The following is a 25,041-nucleotide window of genomic DNA, read 5'->3' as shown; positions in this document are numbered from 1 at the left end:
CAGAAATAAAGTTATACAAAATTATTTTTGTACAACTTTGGAGGAATGAACTATCTTGTACATATAATAATTTTGTACAACTTAATGGGCGTGTAGGAGTAAAAAATGGACATACAGTCTGTTGGCAATATCTATCAAAAGCTCAACAAAGCGAACTTACATCTGCTTAAGGATATATATCACCAAGATGTAGTATTTGAGGACGCAGCGCATCGTTTAGAAGGATGGCCAGCACTTTCGGATTATTTCACCTCATTATATGCCAACGTCATCAGTTGTGATTTTGTAATCCATGAGCATCAACAAGTCGGAGATACAGGCTTCCTAACTTGGACAATGGACCTTCAGCATCCCAAACTTCAGAAGGGTGCGCCTATTCTCGTCAATGGTGTTTCGCACCTCAAATTTAGCGAAGGTCAGGTCATTTATCACCGAGACTATTTTGATCTCGGAGAGATGCTCTATGAGCATTTACCATTACTTGGTTCAGTCGTTAAAACCATCAAGCAGAGGTTAGGACAATGAATAACACCATTTTAATCACAGGCGCCACCTCCGGAATAGGAAGACAGCTTGCCCTAGATTACGCGACCTCAGAATGGAATGTGATTGCTTGTGGTCGGAATCAAGATGTTCTTGCAGAACTGGAGGCAGTTTCTTCCAAAATTCATACATTGCAGTTTGATGTGACAAATTATGAGGAAACTCAGCAGGCGCTCTCTAATTTGCCCTTTACGCCAAACACATGGTTTTTTAACGCAGGCGATTGTGAGTACATGGATGAGGGAGTGGTCGACGCGAAACTCATGGCGCGTGTGATGAACGTAAATGTTGTCGGTGTTGCCAACTGCGTTGAAGGCTGCCAAGTACATTTAGAGAGAGGGCACCGCATTGTTATTGTTGGCTCTATCGCATCAGAAGTGGCACTGCCTCGTGCAGAAGCTTACGGCGCATCCAAAGCGGCAGTCAGTTATTTTGCACGCACGCTCGCCGTCGACTTGAAAAAGAAAGGGATCAAAGTGGTAACGGTGTTTCCTGGTTTTGTTGAAACGCCGTTGACTGACAAAAACGACTTCGAAATGCCAATGATCATTTCTACTCAGCAAGCGTCGGACTCTATCAGGAAGCAGTTAGCCGCCAACAAGACCTATATCTATTTCCCAGCGAGATTTACCAGTATTTTACGTTTTATCTCGTTACTTCCATACAGTTGGCAAGCTCGCCTAACTGCTAAACTCGTATCATAAGAAGGAATAAAAATGAAAACAGCAGGAAGAAAGAAGATAGCGATTGTGGGAACGGGAATCTCTGGCCTTACTTGTGGTTATTACTTGCATAAAGAACATGATGTAACGCTTTTTGAAGCGAACGATTACATCGGTGGCCATACTGCAACCGTTGATGTGAGCCTTGATGGTAGAGAATACGCGATAGACACTGGGTTCATCGTCTATAACGACCGTACGTACCCTAATTTCATTAAAATGATGAGCGAGATTGGCGTTGAAGGTCTGCCGACTCAAATGAGCTTCAGTGTCAGAAACGATGGGAACGGACTAGAGTACAACGGCCACACAGTGTCGACATTGTTCGCTCAAAAACGCAACTGGGCAAACCCCAAATTTTATCGATTTATCTTCGAGATACTTCGTTTCAATAAACTTGCCAAGCGCTTCGCTAGCGAGCAATCCTCGCACTCTCAGACGTTAGGTGAGTTCCTTGACGAACACAAATTCAGTGCTTTCTTTACCGATAACTACATTTTACCGATGGGTGCTGCGATTTGGTCGTCGACTTTAGCTGACATGCGCGCATTCCCTCTTATGTTCTTCTTACGTTTCTTCCTCAACCACGGTCTGCTAGATGTGACTAACCGACCGCAATGGTATGTGATTAAAGGTGGTTCACGTTCATACATTCCACCATTGACCAAAGGCTTTGCCGAGAATATTCGTCTTAATAGTCCTGTCGAAAAAGTGGTTCGCAACGAAAAAGGGGTTGGCGTTCAAGTTCGCGGAGAAACGCATTGGTTTGATGACGTTATCTTTGCTTGTCACAGTGATCAAGCAATGAGAATGCTAGAGGATATCAGCCCAATTGAGCAGGAAATCTTGGGGGATATGACATACCAAGCAAATGAAGTTGTTCTTCATACCGACTCTGCCGTACTACCAAAACGTAAGGCAGCATGGGCATCATGGAACTACCTATTGGAAGGCAGTGAGGAGGAACAGCAACGCCTCCCTTCGCTCACTTATAACATGAACATTCTTCAGCATATTCAATCAGAACACACGTTTTGTGTAACGTTGAATAGTACTGAGCAAATTAACTCAAATAAAGTCTTGCGTTCGTTCACTTATCATCATCCAGTATTCACCACTGAGTCTATTGCAGCGCAGCAGCGCAAAAATGAGATACAGGGTAAACAAAGTACCTGGTTCTGCGGCGCTTATTGGTACAACGGTTTTCATGAAGATGGCGTGCGTAGCGCGCTTGATGTTGTGAAAGAACTAGAAGAAAAGTACCGCGAACAAAATGTGGTTCCTTTCGAAAAAGGCGCAGCGTGATATGGATAGCCAAATGAACAGCCGATTGTTTATAGGCAACGTTCGTCACCGTCGATTCACGCCGGTGAATCATGAGTTGAACTACTCTTTATTTATGCCCGCCATCGATGTAGACGAGATCGATGCTTTAGAAAAAAAAGTATGGGGTTTTGGTTCGCGTTGGTGGCATTGGGCTCGCTTCAAGCGCAGTGATTACATTGGTGAAGGTAGCGTCAAGTCGGCAGTGCACAGCAAAATTGAAGAACTGACAGGTGTTCGCTGTACCGGCAAGGTAATCGCAGTCTGTCACTTGCGTTATCTAGGACTTTATTTCAGTCCCGTTAATTTCTACTACGTTTATAACACTGAAGGAGAATGGAAGTATCTCCTCGCAGAGGTGAGTAACACTCCTTGGAATGAACGACATTACTACGTGGTGTCAGCAGATAAAGAAGAAGAAAAGTTTGGTTGGGAACAAGTTAAAGCATTCCATGTTTCACCATTCAACCCGATTGACCAACTCTACCGCTGGAGAATTAAACCTTTGACAGACAAGTTGAATATTCATCTTGAATGTCACAAAGGAGAGAAACACTTTGATGCCACCATGGTTATGAAAGCCAAGCCACTTTCAAGCAAAACCTTATTGAGGTGTTTGATCGTTACACCAATACAAACGGTAAAAGTAATGGTTGGTATTTATTGGCACGCATTAAAACTTTGGGTGAAAGGCGCACCTTTTTATTCTCATCCTAAATATTCAACGCATGAAGAAATAGAAGCCGATACTGAAAAAACAGACAAAAAAAATAAAAAGCACAAGGAGAATTCTGCATGTTAAATACTAGTTCTATGACATTGCCGCGTAAATTGACGACAACGCAAAAAGCGGCTCGCGGAGTTATTTTTCAATGTCTGCAAAAAATGGAAATCGGCTGCTTAACAGTTATTGAAAGTTTTAAGACGGAAACGACAGAGCGAAGCGAGCGTTTTAGTGCGCCAAATGGGGAGTACAGTGGTCAACCTGTTGTCGCTACTATAGAGGTAAAACATCCAGGCTTTTATTCACGGATCTTGCAGGGCGGCAGTATTGCTGCTGGTGAGGCTTATATGGATGGGTGGTGGGATAGCCCCGATTTAACCTCATTAATGAAACTGATGGCCCTTAACATGCGTGCTTTAGATAAACTCGAAGAGCAAGGCAGTTGGTTGACTAAAATACTGTACAAGTTCAGTCATTGGTCAAACAGAAACTCTGAAGAGAACTCACGTAAAAATATCCATGCGCATTACGACTTGGGTAACAACCTATACGAAGCGTTCCTTGACACCAATATGCTGTACTCGTCGGCGCTTTACAATCATGCGGATGACTCTCTAGAGCAGGCTCAAATCAACAAAATGGATCGTCTATGTCAGCAACTTGAGCTGAAGCCCACTGATCATGTTGTTGAAATTGGCACTGGGTGGGGCGCTATGGCGATTTACATGGCAGAACAATACGGTTGTCAGGTCACCACAACAACGATATCTGAAGAGCAACACGCGTACGCGGAGCAAAAAATCAAAGAGCGTGGCTTAGAAGACAAAATCACTCTACTCAAAGAAGATTACCGAAACCTAACCGGAACTTATGACAAGCTCGTTTCTATTGAAATGATTGAAGCTGTGGGCAAACAATTCCTGCCTTCGTACATTAAGGTCTGTGAGTCTTTATTAAAGTCCGGTGGCTTGATGGCGATTCAAGCGATTACGATTGCCGATCAGCGTTACGATTACTACAGTAACAACGTCGACTTTATCCAAAAGTACATTTTCCCGGGTGGTTTTTTACCGTCGGTAACCTCACTAACCCAAGCCACAACAAAATACAGTGACTTAGTGACGCGAGACTTGTTCGATATTGGTTTGGACTACGCCAAGACGCTGAACGAATGGCACTTACGTTTTAATCGAGCAGAGAATGAAGTGCGCTCGTTTGGCTACGACGACCGCTTTGTGCGTATGTGGCGCTACTATTTGAGCTACTGTGAAGGTGGCTTTTTGGCTCGCACGATCAGTGCCGTTCACATGACGTTTCAACGCCCGTAGTTCGTTATGAAGGTGTTTCTTGCTTCGACATGGTTCCAACTCTGCTGGTTTGCAGCGGTGCTTGGAACCTATCAATGGCAATGGGTGACGTTATTCCTTACTTTGGCAACCCTACTATATTGTTTGAAAACTGACGCATCTTCGCTCAAAAGTATTGGTGTTATCGCCACGATTGGTCTCGTGCTTGATACATTAAATCAGCAATTTTCAATTTTCATGTTTGCCACTCAATGGTTACCCCTTTGGCTTTTGTGCCTTTGGATTCTGTTCGCCTGGTATGCCTATCAACTCAAGTCAATTTTGTACCGTTTCCCAAAAACCTACGTATCAATAGTAGGCGGTATCGGAGGAACAGCGAGCTACTTTGCTGGCTATAAGCTCCAAGCCGTTGAATTTGGATTTAGCACTGGCGCTACACTGGCAATGTTGTTTGTCGAATGGTGCGTCATGATGCTCTTGATACTCAAGGTGTACGGAAATGGAAAGCTTGAAGAGAGACTTAACTCAGAGACTGACTAGGCTGCTTGCGTTGGTAATAGTAACTGGCTCTTTTGCTCTGCAAGCTCAACCTGTTGGAAATAGCGAAGCTGCCAGCAACATTGCGAATTGGAAGGGATGGAAAACTGTTGGAGAAGCCCAACTTACTTGGTTCATCTTCGATATTTATCACTCAAGATTAAAAGCGCCTGATGGAAAGTTCATCGTAAGCGATGACGTATCGCCACATCCCCTTGCGTTGGAAATTAATTACAAGAGAGACATCAGTAAGCAACAGCTGCTTGATGTGACGGATGAGCAGTGGGCGAAATTGGGTTTTACGGACTCATATCGAAAAGCTTGGATCAGCGAGCTCGATCGTATGTTTCCTGATATTCAAAAAGGTGACGAGCTTACTTATCTAACAGATGGAAAATCTGGTCAGCTGTTTTATAAGCAGGTTGGGGACGTGCAAGTAAAGAACGTTGGCATCATTGAAGACGAACGAATGAACGATGCATTTTTGGCTATATGGTTATCACCCAACACAGAATTTCCGAAACTCCGAAAACAATTGATAGGGCAGGTTAGATAGTGTTTAAACGAATTTTTAAAGCAGCGACTTTAGTGGCAGCTGTTTTTCTTTCGGCATGTTCCGCAGACATTGATAATTACCGCTCTTCTACACCGACTTTTGACGTATTCGGTTATTTCGAAGGCGACATAAAGGCGTGGGGGATGGTGCAAGATTATACCGGACAGCAAACGCGTCGCTTTGAGGTCGATATAGTGGGTACTGTAGCGGGTGATACGCTGACGCTGGTGGAAGACTTCGTGTTTGATGACGGAGAGGTGGACCAGCGAATTTGGGTTATCACTAGATTAGAAGACGGTCGTTATGAAGGTAAGGCAGACGATATTATAGGTGTAGCAACAGGGGAAGAGCAGGGCAATGCGCTACAGTGGCAATATGACTTTGAGCTACAAATGGAGGATTCATCAGTGACAGTTGCTTTTGATGATTGGCTTTATCGTCAGGATGACAGACACGTTTTCAATCTAACGAAAATAAAAAAGTTTGGTGTGGAAGTAGGAACAATAACCTTGTTCTTCCAAAAGCAGCCATAACAAATGGGGCTGATCTTCAATTAATAATCCATTCCATATAACTAAAATCATTTTCTCCCGACCTAACTCTCCTAACTAAAAAAGGTTGACGCTTTCGCGTCAACCTTTTAGGTATCTGGTCGTTACAGGAGGATTACAGCTTATCTGTCAGCTCGATTGCTTGACCGATATAGTTCGCTGGCGTCATCTCTTTCAGACGTGCTTTCTCGTGCTCAGGAAGCTCAAGACCGTCGATGAAGTTACGCATTGCTTCGCCGTCTACACGCTTACCACGAGTTAGCTCTTTCAGCTTCTCGTATGGCTTCTCGATGCCGTAACGACGCATAACTGTTTGTACTGGCTCAGCTAGTACTTCCCAGTTCTTGTCTAATTCAGCAAGAAGCGCTTCACGGTTTACTTCTAGCTTGCTGATGCCTTTAAGCGTAGAAGTGTAAGCGATGATAGCGTAGCCAACACCAACACCAAGGTTACGTAGAACCGTTGAGTCAGTTAGGTCACGTTGCCAACGAGAGATAGGCAGTTTCTGTGCTAGGTGGCCGAATACAGCGTTCGCAAGACCTAGGTTACCTTCTGAGTTTTCAAAGTCGATTGGGTTAACTTTGTGAGGCATTGTTGAAGAACCGATCTCACCAGCAATAGTTTTTTGCTTGAAGTGGCCTAGTGCAATGTAACCCCAAACGTCACGGTCGAAGTCAATCAGGATAGTGTTGAAACGAGCGATAGCGTCGAACAGCTCAGCGATGTAATCGTGCGGTTCGATTTGAGTTGTGTAAGGGTTCCAAGTTACGCCTAGAGACTCTGTGATGAACTCTTCAGAGAACTTGTGCCAATCTAGCTCTGGGTAAGCAGAAAGGTGTGCATTGTAGTTACCTACTGCACCGTTGATTTTCGCTAGGATCTCAACGTTTTCGATTTGCTTGAATTGACGCTCCATACGGTACGCCACGTTTGCCATTTCTTTACCCATAGTAGATGGAGAAGCAGGCTGACCGTGTGTACGAGATAGAAGAGGAATGTCGCGGTATTCCACTGCTAGTGCTTTGATAGCGTCGATTAGGTTACGGATTTCTGGAAGAATCACGTTCTCACGCGCTTCTTTAAGCATTAGAGCGTGTGATGTGTTGTTGATGTCTTCAGAAGTACATGCGAAGTGGAAGAACTCGTTTACTGCGTGCAGTTCAGGAACGTCTGCTACTTTCTCTTTTAGGAAGTACTCAACCGCTTTTACGTCGTGGTTAGTTGTACGCTCGATCTCTTTGATACGGCGTGCATCTTCTTCAGAGAAGTTTGCAGCAAGGTCGTCTAGGAATTGGTTTGCTTCTGCGCTAAACGCTGGCACTTCTGCAATTTCAGCAGTAGCAGCAAGCTTTTGTAGCCAGCGGATTTCAACGATAGTACGGTACTTTAGTAGACCGTATTCACTGAAAATTTCGCGTAACGCAATTGTCTTGCTTCCGTAACGGCCGTCTACTGGTGAAACAGCAGTCAATGCTGACAGTTCCATGATGTTCTCCTGAATTGGGTTTCTAAATTTCGTGAGCTTTATACCAATAACTGTGGCAATTGTCACGAATATTGCGCAAACGTTTGCGCGAGATTTGTTTTAGTCGAAAAAAATGAGCTCGCGATAAACGCGAGCTGCTTATTTGATATTTTACTACAGACGAGCAAGAAGGATTTGTGCTTGCTCTACCATCTTCTTGCGCCCGAAGATTAGGTGGCGACGCTTACCACCAACTTGACGCCAAAGAACTGCACTACGAATGCCAGATAACAACAGCGCACGAACTTTGTGTTGGCTTGCCGTCTGCTGCAGTACAGATGGCGTGCCCGTTACTTGAATGCGTGGGCCAATAGGGCTAACGACATCCAGATAGATGCTCGCTAAATTGCTGATCATTTGATCGTCTAGTAGCTCAAAGTGCTCTGACTGACGCTTGGCCATTTGAATACGATCACCAAGCTGAGACATAGCATCGTTTCGAGAGCTTAACTTACGTTCTAACGCCATTAAACTAATAATGTAACGAGTAATTTCACTGCCTGATGGTGTGCTATCAATCCCTTTAACCAAGCATTCTAGGCCGAGCTTTAGATCGGCTTCGCGACCGAATACGCCAACTGTGTTAGCAGGGTTAGTGCTCAAAACAGCGTTGATTGATGTTTCAAAAGCATCTTGATCACAATGTCCGTTTCTCGCTACCTGTTGAACTAAAGCAACAGCTTGGCAAATCCCAGCGAAAGCGATAGTACGGTCATAAAGAGTATTCGCCACGTAACGACTCCTAAGCTTGAGAATATTTAATGCGTTGCTCGATGATGCCGCCACCTAGGCACACGTCACCTTTGTAGAACACTGCTGATTGACCTGGAGTTACAGCAATTTGTGGCTCGTCAAAGATAACTTTAATGTTTTCATCATCGATAGGGATGATTGTACAAGGAATATCTTCCTGACGGTAACGAGTTTTCACTGTGCACTTCATAACATCGCGAATTGGCTCACGATCTACCCAGTGAAGTTGTGATGCAAGTAGACCTTCTGATTTCAACATTGGATGGTCTTTACCTTGAACAGCAATCAAAACGTTACGTTCTAGATCTTTCTCACCAACGAACCATGGGGCCTCGTTACCACCGCCGCCTTTACGGCCACCGATGTGTAGACCTTTACGCTGACCAAGTGTGTGGTACATCAGGCCTTGGTGTTGACCAATCACTTCGCCTTCTGGCGTCTCGATATTACCAGGCTGAGCTGGAAGGTAGCGACCTAGGAATTCCGTAAACTTGCGTTCACCGATGAAACAAATACCAGTTGAGTCTTTCTTCTTAGCGGTAATTAGGTCTTGTTCTTCCGCAATGCGGCGTACTTCTGGCTTCTCTAGGTCACCAACAGGGAATAGGCTACGTGCAATTTGCTCGTTGCTTAATGTGTACAGGAAGTAACTTTGATCTTTGTTGCCATCTAGACCACGTAGCATCTGTGGTTTTTCACCGTTTTCTGGGAAAGAGCGACGCACATAGTGGCCCATTGCAATGTAATCAGCATCAAGTACTTCATCAGCGAATTCTAGGAATGCTTTGAACTTGATTTCTTTGTTACAAAGAATGTCAGGGTTCGGAGTACGGCCAGCTTTGTATTCAGCAAGGAAGTACTCAAATACGTTATCCCAGTATTCGGCAGCAAAGTTGATAGTGTGTAGGTGGATGCCTAGCTTGTCACATACTGCCTGAGCGTCAGCAAGATCTTCTGCCGCTGTACAATATTCTTCGTTGTCATCTTCTTCCCAGTTCTTCATGAAAAGGCCTTCTACTTGGTAGCCTTGCTGCTTTAGAAGATACGCGGAAACAGATGAATCAACGCCGCCGGACATACCGACGATGACTTTCTTTTGACTGTTATCAGACATTACTAAACACCACTTAAATAAACGGGATGCAGATTCTATCAGAATCCACAGACCGGTGACAGATCCGAGATCGAAATCACAATTCGTTTCGCTGGAGTTTTCTTCAACAAAGATTCGAACGAGTAATTTCGCAAGTATAAAAGAGGTATATATGGCATAGTTGGCCAAAATCCAAGAGGAAACACCAAATGACAGAAGAAAACCAATTTATGCAAGAAAGTGAGTTGATTGAAATTGTTGAAAATCAGCTCGAAGATGGTAACCCGCTTAAAGTAAAAGAAACCCTTATGCGTTTAATGATGACTGGCACACCACGTGAAGATGCGGTTGCGATGATGGCATGTGCGATGTCAATTGAGATTTTTGATGTAATGAAGAATGAAGGTGAGTTCAACCTAAAGCGTTATAGCGAGCACCTTGAGCAACTACCAGATCTCAGCTTTATGGAAGGTGAATAAGCCACCTAAAAGAAAAAAGTAGTCAGCAAACGTTTGCTATAATCGCTTTTATTGCTGCTTTATTATTAGCGGTATAGAATCCGCTCTCCTTTTCATCCCCTTACTCAGACTGACAATATGAAATTTCCTGGACAACGCAAATCGAAGCACTATTTTCCTGTTCATGCTCGTGACCCGCTGGTGAGCCAAGCACAAGAAAGCAAGAAGATGACGCGCACTCACATCATTGGTATTGACCAAACCTTGGTTGATATTGAAGCAAAAGTTACAACGGATGTGATTGAAAAGTACGGTCTGAGTAAAGGTCACTCTCTGGTTATCGATGACGAAAGAGCAGAAGAGTTATACCAGCAACTGAAAGAAGAGAACTTGATTACCAATGAGTATGCGGGCGGTACAATTGGTAACACGCTACATAACTACTCCGTGCTAGCGGATGATCGCTCCACACTACTTGGAGTGATGAGCCAGGATATTAAGATTGGCAGCTACGGTTACCGTTATCTTTGTAATACATCAAGTCGCATGGATTTGAACTACCTACAAGGTGTAGATGGTGCAATTGGCCGTTGTTTTGCTCTTATCACAGAAGACGGTGAACGTACTTTTGCTATCAGCGAAGGGCAAATGAACCAACTCCATCCTGATAGCATTCCAGAGAAAATCTTTAAAAATGCATCAGCACTTGTACTGACGTCATATCTAGTACGTTGCAAAGACGGCGACCCAATGCCCGAAGCAACAATGAAAGCGATTGAGTACGCGAAAAAGAATGATGTGCCTGTTGTTCTGACTTTAGGCACAAAGTTTGTTATTCAAGATGACCCTAAATATTGGCAAGAATTCATTCGAGATAACGTTTCAGTCGTTGCGATGAATGAAGATGAAGCAGAAGCACTGACGGGGGAATCTGATCCACTTGCTGCGTCTGATAAAACATTGGAGTGGGCTGATCTAGTATTGTGCACGGCGGGTCCTGTAGGTCTATTTATGGCTGGGTATACAGAAGATAGCGCGAAGCGCGAAACTTCTTTGCCATTGCTTCCAGGGTCAATTGCTGAATTTAATCGTTATGAATTTAGTCGTCCGGCGAAAAAAGACTCATGCGAGGCGCCAATAAAAGTGTACTCGCATATCTCGCCATATATGGGTGGTCCAGAAAAAATTAAGAATACAAATGGCGCAGGTGATGCCGCGTTATCTGCGGTTCTTCATGATATGGCAGCAAATAAATACCATAAAGAAAATGTGCCTAATTCAAGCAAGCACAGTAACGAGTATTTAACTTACTCTTCTTTTTCTCAAGTCTGCAAATACGCAAACCGTGCGAGCTACGAAGTTCTCGTGCAACATTCACCACGATTGTCGCGCGGACTTCCTGAGCGAGAAGATAGCCTAGAAGAAGCATACTGGGAACGTTAATACGAAGCGGTTTAATTAACTATTCTGTAACTAAAGTAAAAGGCGCATTAAGAAATGTGCCTTTTTTATTTGTAATGGTTTAAATAAAAAAGGCTCCCTATGGGAGCCTTTTAAAAATAGCACGGATCTAGATTAGGAACTCATCCAGAGATTTACCTGCATCAAGTTGCTCTTGAATCGCCGAAGGTGTACGACCTTGGCCAGTCCAAGTTTTCTCATTACCGTTTGAATCTGTGTATTTGTATTTAGCAGGGCGAGGTGCGCGCTTCGCTTTGCCTTTCGTCTTAGTTTCGCCAGATAGCGCAGTAATAAGTGCTTCTACGTCAATACCGTCTTGAGCGATTTTCTCAGCAATCTCTGCAAGCTTAGCTTCTTGCTCTGCTTGTGCTGCGCGTTCTGCTTCTTCTGCTTCACGACGCTCATCTACGACAGTAGTGAGTTTATCTAGAGCTTCTTCCAATTGTTCTAGAGTCAGCTCACGAGAAAATGCACGAAGGCTACGGATATTTAGAAGGGTTTTAGTCAGCTCTGACATAACGATTCCTATTAAAAGGTTAATGTGTTGGGCACTTTTTATCGTTACGATTAAATAATGCCAATCTATAAATAAACAAAGAGTCCTTATATTTAACTTTATCTTTTCCTTATGTGCAAATGCTAAATCAAGATTTTGTTTAAATTTGACTATTTTTTAAAGCAATTAATATTATTACACTCGAAATAAATCATTATTAGATGAGAACTAAAATCAACAATCATTATTGTATAGAGAGAGTGACAGCTTGGTTTTTTATAAAAAAATTTGAGTTATTACTTAAAAATATGAAGCATCCATCTTTAATGGTGTGTCATATATCCTTAATTTATTGATATAAGATAAACCATGATATTTCTAAGGTAGTAATAATGTTTCATAAATAACATGATTGATGTGATTTCAGTTGCACAAAACTTATGGAAGTAGGCAAGGTTTATAAATTATCTCAGTCATTATTTATTTGTTTAATTTAGTTTGATGTGTTGCATTGACTCTCATCATAAGTACAATGGCTGCCACCTGATGCAATATTGCAGACAATTTGTTGTTAATTTGTACAGTTAGTGGTTAATTGTTTGTTGTTGCCGTAGAGGCGCGGTCTCGAAGAGTAGCTATTATTGGGGTGATGCCAATGAATAATAGTGGAAGGCGAAGATTGCCGAAGTAAGTAACTCATCAAAGTTACTTGCTGGGGTTGTATCTGAAAGGAACAACACTGCCATAGTATATATTCACATTAAACTATGGAGCGCTACTGTAGGGTTGGGTGGAGTGTTCGCTTCCCTGTCGCTAAGTTCAACATGAGCACGTATCGTATGCTACGTGACTTGTCTGCAGTAGATCTCTAGCCAAACTTTGGTTTTTGAAGATCATGAATTTAATAGATTTTTCTAGTTCTCCTGTTTCATTATTGCCACCTATTGTCGCTTTGACTTTGGCGATTTTGACTCGACGTGTATTAGTTTCCTTGGGTGTAGGTATCGTGCTAGGTGCGGTGCTACTTAATAGCTGGTCTATCAGCGACACCGCAGGTTACGTCAGTTCTCAAGTTTCTTCTGTCTTTATTGAAGATGGCGGAATTAACACTTGGAACATGAGCATTGTTGGTTTCCTAATCTTATTAGGTATGACAACAGCTTTATTAACGCTATCTGGCGGTACTCGTGCTTTTGCTGAATGGGCACAATCTCGAGTGAAGAGTAAACGCGGCTCCAAACTTCTTGCCGCCTTTTTAGGCGTATTCATTTTTGTCGATGATTACTTTAATAGCCTTGCTGTTGGTGCGATCTCTCGCCCAGTAACCGATCGCTTTTATGTGTCTCGCGCTAAGCTTGCGTACATTCTAGACTCAACCGCTGCTCCAATGTGTGTAATTATGCCTGCTTCTAGCTGGGGTGCTTACATTATTACTATTATTGGCGGAATCTTAGTCTCACATGGGATCACAGAGTATTCGGCTCTTGGCGCATATGTTCGTCTTATCCCAATGAACTTCTACGCCGTTTTTGCGCTGCTAATGGTGTTCGCTGTTGCGTGGTTTGGTCTTGATATTGGTAAAATGCGTGAGCATGAGATCTCTGCATCGCAAGGTCGTGGCTTTGATAAAGACAAAGAAAATGACTCGCAAGAAGCGCATGACCTAAACGAAGAGCTAGATATCCGTGAAAGTGAAAAGGGTAAAGTGTCAGATTTGATACTTCCTATCGTGACGCTGATTATCGCGACTATCGCTTCAATGCTTTACACGGGTGGCCAAGCATTGGCTGCTGATGGTAAGGAGTTTGCGCTTCTTGGTGCTTTTGAAAATACAGATGTAGGTACATCACTAATCTACGGTAGCTTGCTTGGCTTAGCAGTTGCACTGTTTACTGTTGTGAAGCAAGGTCTACCAATGGCTGAGATCGCACGTACACTTTGGATTGGTGCTAAGTCTATGTTTGGCGCGATTCTAATCTTAGTATTTGCCTGGACCATTGGTTCTGTTATCGGTGATATGAAGACAGGTACTTACCTTTCGACAATGGCGCAGGGCAACATTAACCCGCACTGGCTACCAGTTATCCTATTCTTGTTGTCTGGCCTAATGGCATTCTCAACAGGTACTTCATGGGGTACGTTCGGCATTATGCTACCAATTGCGGGTGACATGGCTGGCGCAACAGACGTAGCGCTAATGCTACCGATGCTGAGTGCGGTTTTAGCTGGTGCGGTATTCGGTGACCATTGTTCACCAATCTCAGATACGACTATCTTGTCATCGACGGGTGCACGTTGTAACCACATTGATCACGTATCAACACAGCTACCTTATGCATTATCAGTCGCGCTTGTTTCATGCGTCGGCTTTATTGCCCTTGGTATGACTGCTTCAATAGCGTTCTCGTTCATTGCAGCGTCGATAACATTCGTTATCGTTTGCGCTATTTTGTCATGGCTTTCAAAGTCTAAAATAGCGTCTTGCCAGAGTGCGTAATTCACTGATTTAAAAAGTGAAATTGTAGGAGGCTTCGGCCTCCTTTTTTATTTGTATTATACAATTCGAATTTTTTTAAAATTAAGGGTTGAAAAAAGTAATCAGCTTGGTTAGTGTGGTTGGTAACAAAGCAAATGAGAAGAGCCTTGAAATAAGTATGCGTAATTTTGTAATTAACATTCATCACCATCATCACCCAATCTAGTCTTTCGGGCGATGTACGCATACCCGGGAGGCAGGAAACTCCCGGAGGTAAAATCAAAGTAAAAGCAGATTTTAAACCCTCGGGAGACTTCAATCTCCCGAGGGTTTTTTAGTTTTATTAGTTTGAAAAATACTTAGATATCAAAATCTTGCATAGGGACAAAGCAATGCAAACACAACGTTTAAGAATCGCAATTCAGAAAAAAGGTCGTCTTAGCAAAGAGAGTCAAGCTCTACTAAAACAGTGCGGCGTAAAGTTCAACGTAATGGGCGAGCGTTTAGTTGTCCATTCTGAAAATATGCCAATTGATTTACTCTTGGTTCGTGACGACGACATCCCAGGTTTAATTATGGATGGCGTGGTTGACCTTGGCTTTATTGGCGAAAATGAGCTAGAAGAAGTTCGCCTTGACCGCAAAGCATTAGGTGAACCCTGCGAGTTTGTTCAGCTTCGTCGACTTGATTTTGGTGGCTGTCGTTTATCTATCGCAATCGACAAGGACGAAGAGTACAACGGTCCACAAGACTTAGCTGGCAAGCGTATTGCTACAACGTATCCTCAACTTCTAAAAGCGTACATGGATGAAGCCGGCGTTCCATTCTCTACATGTATGCTGACAGGCTCTGTAGAAGTTGCGCCTCGCGCGGGTCTCGCTGATGCTATCGCTGATTTGGTTTCTACAGGTGCAACACTGGAAGCGAACGGCCTTAAAGAAGCTGAAATTATCTTCAAATCAAAAGCGACATTGATTCAACGCACAGGTGAGTTCGACGCAGACAAAGTGGCGCTAATCGAAAAGCTGTTAACTCGCATGCAAGGTGTGCAGCAAGCGAAAGAATCTAAGTACATTATGCTTCACGCCCCAGCAGAGAAGTTAGATCAAATTAAAGCACTACTGCCAGGTGCTGAAGACCCAACTGTTCTTCCTCTTTCTGCAGATAAGCAGAAAATGGCTGTTCACTTAGTGAGTTCTGAAAACCTGTTCTGGGAAACAATGGAACAGCTGAAAGAGTTGGGCGCAAGTTCAATTCTCGTTCTACCAATTGAAAAAATGATGGAGTAAGCATCATGAGAACAGTCGTTTGGCAATCATTAAGTGAGAATCAGCAAGACTCTATTTTGGAGCGCCCTGCTATTGCAGAAGGTGCCAATATCACCACTGCTGTGGCCGAAGTTATTGCTAAAGTTCGAGAAGAAGGTGACTCTGCTCTTATTGAGCTGACCGAAAAGTTTGACCGTGTTAAGCCTGAATCCATTCGTGTTTCTTCTCAGGAAATTAAGGCAGCGTCAGAGCGTTTGTCAGAGTCAATGAAGAGCGCATTAGAGCAAGCTTACGCCAATATTTCTAAGTTCCACAAAGCGCAAAAGCCGCAACCGATCAAGGTGGAAACCCAGCCAGGTGTCCTTTGTGAACAAGTAACACGCCCAATTCAAAAAGTGGGTTTGTACATTCCGGGTGGCAGTGCGCCTTTGCCATCGACTGTTTTGATGCTCGGCGTTCCTGCAAAAATTGCAGGTTGTCGTAAAGTCGTTCTTTGTTCTCCACCGCCAATCGCTGATGAGATCCTTTATGTCGCGAAACTGTGTGGCATTGATGAAGTGTACAACGTCGGTGGTGGCCAAGCAGTTGCTGCAATGGCTTATGGCACCGAGACGGTATCGAAAGTAGATAAGATCTTTGGTCCGGGCAACGCTTACGTGACCGAAGCAAAACGTCAGGTAAGTAATGATTTCCGTGGTGCTGCGATTGATATGCCAGCAGGTCCATCAGAAGTTCTTGTAATTGCCGATGAAACCGCAGATGCAGACTTTATCGCTGCGGATCTTTTGAGCCAAGCGGAACACGGTCCTGATTCTCAAGTGGTACTTGTGACTCCTTCTCCTGTGATTGCTGATCAAGTGACGGATGTGGTTCAACGTCAGCTTAAGGAGCTATCTCGTGCAGACATCGCAGAAAAGGCTCTGGCATCAAGCTTGATCATTATTTCTGAGTCGATGACGCAGTCAGTTTCTATTTCCAATTACTACGGTCCTGAGCACTTGATTGTTCAGACTAAGAACCCTCGTGAGCTTCTACCTCTATTAGATAACGCAGGTTCTATCTTCCTAGGTGATTGGTCGCCTGAATCAGCAGGTGATTATGCATCGGGCACTAACCACGTTCTTCCTACTTACGGTTACACACGCACGTATTCAAGCTTAGGCTTAGCGGACTTTTCGAAACGTATGACGGTTCAAGAGCTGTCTGCTGATGGTCTAAAGAACCTTGCACCAACGGTGGTCACCATGGCGGAAGCAGAAGGTCTGGATGCACACAAACGTGCAGTGACCATTCGCGTAGAAAAACTGGCAGCTAAGTAAGAGGATATTGAGATGGAAAAGCTAGCGCGCAAACAAGTCCAACAACTTACCCCTTATATGTCGGCTCGTCGAATTGGTGGTACCGGTGACGTATGGCTAAACGCCAACGAATCACCATTCAATAATGAATACAAAACAGACTTCGCTCGTCTTAATCGTTACAGCGAATGTCAGCCTAAAGAACTGATTTCTGCTTACGCAGCCTATGCGGGTGTGAAACCAGAGCAAACATTAACATCTCGTGGTGCGGATGAAGGTATTGAGTTGTTAATTCGTGCATTCTGTGAGCCGGGTGAAGATGCGATTCTTTACTGCCCACCGACTTACGGTATGTACGCCATCAGTGCAGAAACCATCGGTGTAGAGCGCAAAACCGTGCCGCTAACGTCAGATTGGCAACTAGACCTTGCAGGCATCGAAGCTAATCTGGATAACGTGAAACTGGTTTTTGTATGTTCGCCAAACAACCCAACAGGTAACTTGGTTAAGCGTGAGGACATTGTGTCTCTGCTTGAGATGACAAAAGACCGTGCAATCGTGGTGATGGATGAAGCGTACATCGATTTTTGTCCAGAAGCGTCAACGGTAGACCTACTGGCGCAATACCCGAACCTTGCAATTCTGCGTACTCTGTCGAAAGCTTTTGCGCTTGCAGGTCTACGTTGTGGATTTACGCTTGCGAACGAAGAGCTGATTAATGTACTTCTTAAAGTTATCGCACCTTACCCAGTCCCAGTTCCAGTGGCAGAAATTGCGACTCAGGCGCTTTCGGAAGCTGGTTTAGCGCGAGCGAAGTTTCAAGTTCTCGATTTGAATGCAAACCGTGCTTACTTGCAAGTTGGCCTTTCAATGATTCCGGACTTGGAAGTGTTTGAAGGGTGGGGGAACTACCTATTGGTGAAATTCCCAGATGGCGATGACCTTTTCAAAGCGGCTTGGGATACGGGCATTATTTTGCGTAACTCGCCAATTGAAAACTGTGTGCGTATCAGTGTGGGTAACCGTGACGAGTGCGAAAAAACGCTTGGATTTATCAGAAACTACTACGCATAAATAGAGACAGAATTTATCGCTCTCGCTCAATAGCGGGAGCGCCAAAAGAATAGCAATAAGGAAGTTCGAGTGAGCAAACAACAAAAAATCCTTTTTATCGACCGTGATGGCACCTTAATTGTTGAGCCGCCGATTGATTTTCAAGTAGACCGTTTAGATAAGCTAAAACTAGAACCATTTGTTATCCCAAGCCTGCTGTCGTTGCAGGATGCAGGATACCGCCTAGTGATGGTCACGAACCAAGATGGTTTGGGTACCGACAGCTACCCACAAGCTGATTTTGATGCACCACACAACATGATGATGGAGATCTTTGAATCTCAAGGTGTGAAGTTTGATGATGTGCTGATTTGTCCTCACTTCGATGAAGATAACTGCTCTTGCCGTAAGCCTAAATTGGGCTTGGTAAAAGAGTACCTTCAAGGTGGCAAAGTGGATTTTCAAAACTCTGTTGTGATTGGCGATCGTCAAACCGATCTTCAACTTGCAGAAAACATGGCAATTCGTGGCATTCAATACAACCCAGAAACCATGGGTTGGAAACAGATCCTAAAAGATCTCACGGTGAAGGCTCGCGTTGCTGAAGTGGTTCGCACCACAAAAGAAACAGACATTAAAGTATTCGTTAATCTTGACGAGCAAGGCGGTAACGATATTTCTACAGGTCTTGGCTTTTTTGACCACATGCTGGATCAAATTGCGACGCACGGTGGATTCCAAATGGTGTGCAAAGTGGAAGGTGACCTGCACATTGATGATCACCACACAGTAGAAGATACCGCTCTTGCGTTGGGTCAAGCGTTGAAAGAAGCACTGGGTGACAAGCGTGGTATTGGTCGCTTTGGCTTTAGCTTGCCAATGGATGAGTGTTTGGCGCAATGCGCACTAGACCTATCAGGTCGTCCTTACCTTAAGTTCGACGCGCAATTCAGCCGTGAGCAAGTGGGTGATCTTTCAACAGAGATGGTGGTTCACTTCTTCCGTTCTCTGACTGACACATTAGCGTGTACGCTGCACCTGTCTTCTGCGGGCAATAATGACCACCACATCATTGAAAGCTTGTTTAAAGCGTTTGGTCGTACTTTACGTCAAGCAATCAAAGTAGAAGGCACTGAGCTACCAAGTAGTAAAGGCGTGCTTTAAGGCTCACGTTAGCAAGGAGAAAAACAGTGACAGAACAGAAAGTTGTCATTATCGATACTGGCTGTGCCAACGTTTCTTCGGTGAAGTTTGCCATTGAACGCCTAGGCTATGACGTAACGATTTCAAAAGATCCGCAAGTCGTATTATCCGCAGATAAGCTATTCCTACCGGGTGTGGGAACCGCCAGCGAAGCGATGAAGAACCTAGAAGAGCGCGATCTGATCAGCTTGGTAAAACAGGTAGAAAAGCCATTACTAGGTATCTGTTTAGGCATGCAACTGTTGGGCAAAGTGTCTCAAGAGAAAGGGCAGAAAGCCGACGAGTTAGTTGAGTGTCTTGGACTTTGTGATGGCGAAGTGAAGCTACTACAAACTGGCGATTTGCCGTTGCCGCATATGGGGTGGAACACGGTCTCTGCAAAAGCAGGTAATCCACTTTTCAAAGATATTGAAGAAGGAGAGTATTTCTACTTCGTGCACAGCTTTGCGATGCCTGTTGGGGATTACACGATTGCGGAATGTGAATACGGCAACCCGTTCACAGCAGCAGTACAAAGCGGTAACTATTACGGCGTGCAATTCCACCCTGAGCGTTCTTCAAAAGCGGGCGCGAAGCTTATTCAAAACTTCTTAGAATTATAAAAGGGATTTAGTGTGATTATTCCAGCTCTTGATTTAATTGAAGGACAGGTGGTTCGCCTTTATCAAGGTGATTACGGCCAAGTAACTGAGTACAAAGTCGACCCAGCAGAGCAGTTCAACTTGTACCACCAAGCTGGTGCTAACTGGCTGCACTTGGTGGATTTAACTGGCGCGAAAGACACGACAGCACGTCAACTTGATTTAATTGCAAAGCTACTAGCAAGCACGCCAGCGAACATCCAAATCGGTGGCGGAGTGCGCACAGAGCAAGACGTGATTGATCTGCTAGAAGCGGGGGCTCAGCGTGTTGTCGTTGGCTCAACAGCAGTAAAACAGCCAGAGCTTGTGAAAGGTTGGATGGAAAAATACGGTGCAGAGAAAATCGTTCTCGCGCTAGACATCAACATCGACCAAGACGGCACGCGTAAAGTAGCGATCTCTGGTTGGCAAGAAGATTCAGGCGTGACTATCGAAGCTCTGATCAACGATTACCTGACGGTAGGTTTGCAGCACGTGCTTTGTACGGACATTTCTCGTGACGGTACGCTAGAAGGCTCAAATGTAGAGCTTTACGTTGACCTATGTAAACAGTACCCACAAGTGCAGTTTCAATCTTCAGGTGGCATTGGCTCATTAGCAGATATCGAAGCGCTAAAAGGCAGCGGTGTGGCTGGCGTGATTGTTGGTCGTGCGCTGTTAGATGGTAAGTTCACAGCAGAGGAGGCGTTTGCATGTTGGCAAAGCGAATAATTCCATGTCTTGATGTCCGTGATGGACAAGTGGTGAAGGGCGTTCAGTTCCGCAATCACGAGATCATTGGCGACATCGTTCCTCTGGCACAGCGTTATGCGGAAGAAGGCGCTGACGAGCTCGTGTTCTACGATATTACCGCTTCAAGTGATGGGCGTGTCGTCGATAAAAGTTGGGTCGCTCGCGTTGCAGAAGTTATTGATATTCCTTTCTGTGTGGCTGGTGGTATTAAATCAGCGGAAGACGCAGCGCGCATTCTTGAGTTTGGTGCAGACAAAGTGTCTATCAACTCACCTGCATTAGCGAACCCACAGCTGATTACTGACCTTGCTGATAAGTTTGGTGTGCAATGTATCGTCGTTGGTATCGATTCATACTACGACAAAGAGACGGGCAAGTATCAGGTTTACCAGTTTACTGGTGATGAAGAACGAACCAAAGCAACGCAATGGGAAACACGTGATTGGGTGCAAGAAGTACAAAGGCGTGGCGCTGGTGAAATCGTACTGAACATGATGAACCAAGACGGCGTACGTAACGGTTACGATATTGAACAACTTAACATGGTGCGTGAAGTGTGTAACGTGCCATTGATTGCATCGGGTGGGGCAGGTGCTATGGAGCATTTCGCAGAAGCCTACCAAAAAGCAAATGTGGATGGCGCGCTTGCCGCATCGGTATTCCACAAACAAGTCATCAATATTGGTGAACTAAAGCAGTATTTGAAACAACAAGGCATTGAGGTACGACTATGAGTGTGAAAGCCGCCGAAGTAAGTTCGCTAGTTGAGCGAATCAACTGGGAAAAGGTGGATGGTCTGGTACCTGCTATCGTACAAGATTTCCAATCAAGCCAAGTGCTGATGATGGGTTATATGAACCAAGATGCGTTGGCAAAAACGGGCGAAACAGGTCAAGTGACGTTTTTCTCTCGTACCAAGCAGCGTCTTTGGACGAAAGGTGAGACCTCCGGCAACGTATTGCAACTAGTGAACATGCAGCTCGATTGCGACAACGATACGCTACTGGTGAAAGTGAATCCCATTGGTCCTACGTGTCACTTGGGTAACACAACTTGCTGGGATGTGGACCCTCAAGAGGAGTCACAAATGGTGTGGCTTCATCAACTTGAGCAGCTATTGGCTGCCCGCAAGAGTGCCGACCCAGATTCCTCTTATACTGCCAGTCTTTATGCCCGTGGCACCAAGCGTATTTCGCAAAAAGTGGGCGAAGAAGGCGTTGAAGTCGCGCTTGCGGCGACGTCGGGCGATAAGGCGGAGTTAGTGTGTGAATCAGCAGACTTGATTTACCACTTGCTGGTATTGCTTCAGGACCAAGGTCTATCGATGAATGACGTGGTGAATAAACTGAAAGAGCGTCATAAATAAGCCTGCTATAGATAAATGAAAGCCCCTATGACTCGGGAGTCTAGGGGCTTTTTTAATTTAGTGTTCTTGGTTCGGGGTAAACCTCGGCGACAGTGCGAGTGGCGATTGGATTCTGAATCACGCTCGTCCCTCGCTGTTCAGAATGACGGTATATTTTCTAATGGTGCTTGCAGTAGAGTTATCTACTTCAAATAGGTACATATATTCACATCATTTCGGCAAGCCTAAGCGATGTCAAGAATCCAATTAAATCGAGTTTAATAAGCTAGGTATGGATGCTTTACCCACAACACTTTTTAAACTTTTTACCGCTTCCACAGATACACGGGTCGTTGCGACCTACTTTTAGGCTACTCACTGGTTGGTTTAGGCGAGGATCTTGTTCTGGTTCTTCTTCTAGCTCTTCTTCTGGAAACGTGCCGTCAATGTAGTACCAAAGCCCATTTTCTTTTACAAAGCGGGAACGCTCTGTCATACAGTAGCGTTTGCCGTCTTCATCAAAATAAGCGCTAAACTCTACAAAGCCTTCATTGTCATTACTGCCAGCTTCTGTTTTTACAACTTCAAGTTTGCACCAATCGCTGTCGATAGATTGGGCAATGCCTTCACGTTGCTCTTCTGCATTACAGATTGGATGATAAGTGTTGACCACGTAATCGACTAGACCTAACACATGCGCACTGTAACGAGAGCGCATTAACTGCTCTGGAGTGGTGACGTCAGCATGGTTGTTGTGGGCGATTTCACAACACTGTGAGTAGGTGCGGTTAGATCCGCAAGGGCAAGAAGAAGCCATAAAATGAAATCTCGATTAATTAAGCGGTAAAAACAAACAACCTCACAATTGCGAGGCTGGAGGTGAGGCATTATAGCGATTTAGGGCGTTTGAGACAGCAGTTCTTGAGCCCACTCGGTAGATTGATTAAAAGCGTCTGCTAATTGAGGTTCGGTTAATTTAAGAACGGTGCAATATCGCTCGGCTAACTCCCAGTCCGCTTGTTCATAGGCGATCGTCATCGAAAGTAAGTGACCAAGTACGCCTTTTCGACTGGTTAATGCGAGTTTTATATCTTCGTCAACGGGGATATCTTCAATGACATCCGAGAGCGGTTGATCGAGCAAAGATCCGAGTAAAGAAAACATGCCTGTCAAAAAAGCCTGCCCAGGGTCATACCTAGTGTTCATTTGACTAAGTAACAGTTCACACATTCGTGCACGCTGAATCGCTAAAGAGTAAAGAGAGTCAGGTTTATCTTCTTGAACAGACGCAATTGCAACTAAGGAAATAAAGCGTCGTAGTCGCTCTTCACCCAGATAAATAAGCGCCTGTCTGAACGATTTGATCTTAGTCGTTAATGTATATCCTGAATTTACGTAAGTAAGCAGCTTGTATGACAGCGTCACATCAATCGAAAACAGACGTTCAACCTCATTGAAGTCGATGGGCTTATCTGCAATCTCTTTACAAAGTTGGATGACGGTAAGAAACGCGGGGTTCAACCGTTTTTTCTGGATCATCTCAGGTTTGCTAAAAAAATACCCTTGAAAATAGTTAAAACCGGCTTCTAGGGCTTGCTCAAACTCTTCATAGGTCTCTACCTTCTCCGCAAGAAAGTCGATTTTAAATGGGCTCAACGCCTGAATAAAAATGGCAGCTTTCTTGATCGGCACAAGTCTAATATCAAACTTGATCATGGAAACGTATGGAAGAAAACGCTTCCAAGCTTTCGTCGGAACAAAATCATCCAGAGCAATTTTGTATCCGCACTCATGAAGGTGCTTGATGGCTTCTAACAGTTCTTCTGTCGGTTCGCAGTCTTCAAGGACTTCAATGACGAGAGATTCTTTAGGGAACAGAGTTGGGACCAAGTTCACCAAGCTTTGATGCGGAAAGTTAACAAAGCCAAGTTTGTTTCCTAATGTGTTGTAATGCGTCGACAAAAAATGATCGGATAGCAGTCGACTAGTAGCCAGCTCTGGTTCTACTTCAGGGAAGGTATTTTTAGGGCCGTCTCGAAAGAGGAGTTCGTAACCTATGGTTCGTTTTTCTCTATCCAGAATCGGTTGGCGAGCTACGTAAGAATACTTCAATTAGGTACTTCGTTCTGTTTAACTTAGTATTATGATAATAGCGATTTTTTACAAAATATCTACGACTTGAGCGTGAATCTTCTACACGCTCTACATGCTTAACGCAAATTCTGTATGAACGGTCTCGTTTGTAGGTCAAAACTATCAGAATTTACTTTTAAAACTGAGCCTTGCGTATACCAATCCCCTAAAACAATTCGGGTCTTTTTAACGCCATCGACGTCAAAAAAATGTGTGTTCGGGCGATGTGTGTGACCATGAATCATTAAGTTGACGCAGTTCTGAGACATCACTTTCTCGACCTCATTTTGGTTGACGTCCATGATATCTAATGACTTGCTCATTTTATCATCACGAATATCGGATTGAACTTTTGAGACAATTTTCTTCTTAATGAACCAAGGAATACGGTTAAACAACCATTGTAGCCATGGTTTGTGAACGGTTTTTCTAAACTCTTGATATTTCACATCGTCAATACAGAGCGTATCGCCATGTAGGATTACGGCTTTTTGACCATAAAGATCAATCGTGCAGACATCGTCGAGTAATGTCATACCGGTTTCTTTGCAAAAGCGTTTGCCGAGTAAAAAATCTCGATTGCCTTGGATGAAAAAAGTTGGCACACCCGCATCCGTCAGTGCTTTAAATTCTGCACGGATTTGGTCTGCAAAAGGGGTGTTGTCATCGTCACCAATCCAGAATTCAAACAGATCGCCGAGTACATAAAGTGCATCAGCTTTTGTTGCTTCTGTTCGCATGAACGTCACAAAACATTCCGTGATATCAGGACGTGATGGGGTAAGGTGAAGATCGGAAATAAATAATGTCGTCATAGAAATAAGGGGAAGCTATGCCTCCCCA

26 protein-coding genes, 1 riboswitch and 1 other annotated feature are annotated in these 25,041 nt (G+C 44.2%); of the genes, 19 read left to right on the top strand and 7 right to left on the bottom strand.

Translation table 11 applies throughout. From position 1 onward, the window contains the following. Positions 1-105 precede the first annotated feature (105 nt). The 8 genes from KJB35_RS07640 to KJB35_RS07605 are packed head-to-tail and all read left to right on the top strand — an operon-like array spanning position 106 to position 6,245. Positions 106-525, top strand: a complete 420-nt coding sequence (locus KJB35_RS07640; RefSeq protein ID WP_005378211.1) for a nuclear transport factor 2 family protein — start codon at positions 106-108, stop codon at positions 523-525. Further along, complete coding sequence (locus KJB35_RS07635; protein WP_213907816.1) at positions 522-1,247, top strand: SDR family oxidoreductase; 726 nt, start codon at positions 522-524, stop codon at positions 1,245-1,247. Before KJB35_RS07640 ends, KJB35_RS07635 begins: the two co-directional genes overlap by 4 nt. A 12-nt stretch (positions 1,248-1,259) precedes the next feature. After that, a complete protein-coding gene (locus tag KJB35_RS07630) occupies positions 1,260-2,570 on the top strand; it encodes an NAD(P)/FAD-dependent oxidoreductase (protein ID WP_213907818.1) in 1,311 nt (436 codons plus the stop codon). Position 2,571: 1 nt separating this feature from the next. Beyond that, entirely contained in the window at positions 2,572-3,390 is an 819-nt protein-coding gene (locus tag KJB35_RS07625) for a DUF1365 domain-containing protein (protein WP_213907820.1), read from the top strand. Further along, positions 3,384-4,640: a cyclopropane-fatty-acyl-phospholipid synthase family protein gene (locus tag KJB35_RS07620; protein WP_017821710.1), complete on the top strand. Its 1,257-nt coding sequence runs from the start codon at positions 3,384-3,386 to the stop codon at positions 4,638-4,640. Before KJB35_RS07625 ends, KJB35_RS07620 begins: the two co-directional genes overlap by 7 nt. 6 nt (positions 4,641-4,646) lie before the next feature. Continuing rightward, positions 4,647-5,159 carry a DUF2878 domain-containing protein gene (locus KJB35_RS07615; RefSeq protein ID WP_158173782.1) on the top strand — a complete coding sequence of 171 codons (513 nt, stop codon included), beginning with the start codon at positions 4,647-4,649 and terminating at the stop codon, positions 5,157-5,159. Continuing rightward, positions 5,119-5,712 (top strand): chalcone isomerase family protein, encoded by a 594-nt coding sequence (locus tag KJB35_RS07610; protein ID WP_158173783.1) that lies wholly within the window; start codon positions 5,119-5,121, stop codon positions 5,710-5,712. Before KJB35_RS07615 ends, KJB35_RS07610 begins: the two co-directional genes overlap by 41 nt. Then, complete coding sequence (locus KJB35_RS07605) at positions 5,712-6,245, top strand: DUF3833 domain-containing protein (protein WP_137281853.1); 534 nt, start codon at positions 5,712-5,714, stop codon at positions 6,243-6,245. Before KJB35_RS07610 ends, KJB35_RS07605 begins: the two co-directional genes overlap by 1 nt. Before the next feature lie 133 nt (positions 6,246-6,378). Here KJB35_RS07605 and purB read toward each other — a convergent pair whose 3' ends face one another. From purB to mnmA, 3 genes are all read right to left on the bottom strand, one after another. After that, positions 6,379-7,749 carry an adenylosuccinate lyase gene (purB, locus tag KJB35_RS07600; protein WP_005378198.1) on the bottom strand — a complete coding sequence of 457 codons (1,371 nt, stop codon included), beginning with the start codon at positions 7,747-7,749 and terminating at the stop codon, positions 6,379-6,381. Between the two features lie 153 nt (positions 7,750-7,902). Continuing rightward, positions 7,903-8,520 carry a high frequency lysogenization protein HflD gene (hflD, locus tag KJB35_RS07595; protein ID WP_213907823.1) on the bottom strand — a complete coding sequence of 206 codons (618 nt, stop codon included), beginning with the start codon at positions 8,518-8,520 and terminating at the stop codon, positions 7,903-7,905. Between the two features lie 10 nt (positions 8,521-8,530). Then, positions 8,531-9,655: a tRNA 2-thiouridine(34) synthase MnmA gene (mnmA, locus tag KJB35_RS07590; protein ID WP_206954051.1), complete on the bottom strand. Its 1,125-nt coding sequence runs from the start codon at positions 9,653-9,655 to the stop codon at positions 8,531-8,533. A gap of 188 nt (positions 9,656-9,843) precedes the next feature. Between mnmA and KJB35_RS07585 the strand changes: the two genes are divergently transcribed. Both KJB35_RS07585 and KJB35_RS07580 read left to right on the top strand, forming a co-directional pair. Continuing rightward, positions 9,844-10,113, top strand: coding sequence for a hypothetical protein (locus KJB35_RS07585; protein WP_005378190.1), 270 nt, complete (start codon positions 9,844-9,846; stop codon positions 10,111-10,113). Between the two features lie 117 nt (positions 10,114-10,230). Then, positions 10,231-11,535, top strand: coding sequence for an inosine/guanosine kinase (locus tag KJB35_RS07580; protein WP_132936560.1), 1,305 nt, complete (start codon positions 10,231-10,233; stop codon positions 11,533-11,535). 127 nt (positions 11,536-11,662) lie between these two features. Here the strand turns inward: KJB35_RS07580 and KJB35_RS07575 are convergent, their stop codons facing one another. After that, positions 11,663-12,070: an H-NS family nucleoid-associated regulatory protein gene (locus KJB35_RS07575; protein ID WP_005378185.1), complete on the bottom strand. Its 408-nt coding sequence runs from the start codon at positions 12,068-12,070 to the stop codon at positions 11,663-11,665. 582 nt (positions 12,071-12,652) lie between these two features. Next, positions 12,653-12,835: riboswitch (Lysine riboswitch) on the top strand. Between the two features lie 109 nt (positions 12,836-12,944). On the opposite strand from KJB35_RS07575, the gene tet(35) reads away from it, so the two are divergent. The 9 genes from tet(35) to hisIE all read left to right on the top strand — a co-directional run bounded on the left by tet(35) (position 12,945) and on the right by hisIE (position 22,086). Beyond that, a complete protein-coding gene (tet(35), locus tag KJB35_RS07570; protein ID WP_005378182.1) occupies positions 12,945-14,546 on the top strand; it encodes a tetracycline efflux Na+/H+ antiporter family transporter Tet(35) in 1,602 nt (533 codons plus the stop codon). Between the two features lie 180 nt (positions 14,547-14,726). Then, positions 14,727-14,864, top strand: a sequence feature (His leader region). A gap of 53 nt (positions 14,865-14,917) precedes the next feature. Continuing rightward, the gene (gene hisG, locus KJB35_RS07565) at positions 14,918-15,814 is read left to right on the top strand and encodes an ATP phosphoribosyltransferase (RefSeq protein WP_005378180.1); all 897 of its coding nucleotides are present in this window, start codon (positions 14,918-14,920) and stop codon (positions 15,812-15,814) included. Between the two features lie 5 nt (positions 15,815-15,819). After that, positions 15,820-17,112, top strand: coding sequence for a histidinol dehydrogenase (gene hisD, locus KJB35_RS07560; protein WP_017821714.1), 1,293 nt, complete (start codon positions 15,820-15,822; stop codon positions 17,110-17,112). Between the two features lie 12 nt (positions 17,113-17,124). Then, positions 17,125-18,165, top strand: a complete 1,041-nt coding sequence (gene hisC / locus KJB35_RS07555) for a histidinol-phosphate transaminase (RefSeq protein ID WP_017821715.1) — start codon at positions 17,125-17,127, stop codon at positions 18,163-18,165. A 69-nt stretch (positions 18,166-18,234) separates the two neighbouring features. After that, entirely contained in the window at positions 18,235-19,308 is a 1,074-nt protein-coding gene (hisB, locus tag KJB35_RS07550; RefSeq protein ID WP_005389832.1) for a bifunctional histidinol-phosphatase/imidazoleglycerol-phosphate dehydratase HisB, read from the top strand. Positions 19,309-19,334: 26 nt separating this feature from the next. Further along, on the top strand, positions 19,335-19,949 hold the full coding sequence (hisH, locus tag KJB35_RS07545) for an imidazole glycerol phosphate synthase subunit HisH (protein ID WP_017821716.1): 615 nt from the start codon (positions 19,335-19,337) through the stop codon (positions 19,947-19,949). Positions 19,950-19,961: 12 nt separating this feature from the next. Next, a complete protein-coding gene (gene hisA / locus KJB35_RS07540) occupies positions 19,962-20,699 on the top strand; it encodes a 1-(5-phosphoribosyl)-5-[(5-phosphoribosylamino)methylideneamino]imidazole-4-carboxamide isomerase (protein WP_005390889.1) in 738 nt (245 codons plus the stop codon). Next, on the top strand, positions 20,681-21,454 hold the full coding sequence (gene hisF / locus KJB35_RS07535; RefSeq protein ID WP_017821717.1) for an imidazole glycerol phosphate synthase subunit HisF: 774 nt from the start codon (positions 20,681-20,683) through the stop codon (positions 21,452-21,454). Before hisA ends, hisF begins: the two co-directional genes overlap by 19 nt. Then, positions 21,451-22,086, top strand: a complete 636-nt coding sequence (hisIE, locus tag KJB35_RS07530; RefSeq protein WP_017821718.1) for a bifunctional phosphoribosyl-AMP cyclohydrolase/phosphoribosyl-ATP diphosphatase HisIE — start codon at positions 21,451-21,453, stop codon at positions 22,084-22,086. Before hisF ends, hisIE begins: the two co-directional genes overlap by 4 nt. A gap of 280 nt (positions 22,087-22,366) precedes the next feature. Here the strand turns inward: hisIE and KJB35_RS07525 are convergent, their stop codons facing one another. The 3 genes from KJB35_RS07525 to lpxH form a co-directional block, all read right to left on the bottom strand. Then, positions 22,367-22,882 carry a YchJ family protein gene (locus KJB35_RS07525; RefSeq protein WP_053303208.1) on the bottom strand — a complete coding sequence of 172 codons (516 nt, stop codon included), beginning with the start codon at positions 22,880-22,882 and terminating at the stop codon, positions 22,367-22,369. Positions 22,883-22,962: 80 nt separating this feature from the next. Beyond that, a complete protein-coding gene (locus KJB35_RS07520) occupies positions 22,963-24,177 on the bottom strand; it encodes an EAL and HDOD domain-containing protein (RefSeq protein ID WP_005378158.1) in 1,215 nt (404 codons plus the stop codon). 98 nt (positions 24,178-24,275) lie between these two features. Beyond that, entirely contained in the window at positions 24,276-25,013 is a 738-nt protein-coding gene (gene lpxH / locus KJB35_RS07515) for a UDP-2,3-diacylglucosamine diphosphatase (protein WP_005389817.1), read from the bottom strand. Positions 25,014-25,041 lie beyond the last annotated feature (28 nt).

Source organism: Vibrio sp. D431a, assembly GCF_030248655.1.
Taxonomy (GTDB): domain Bacteria; phylum Pseudomonadota; class Gammaproteobacteria; order Enterobacterales; family Vibrionaceae; genus Vibrio; species Vibrio alginolyticus.
This window is presented reverse-complemented; position numbering and strand designations above follow the sequence as displayed.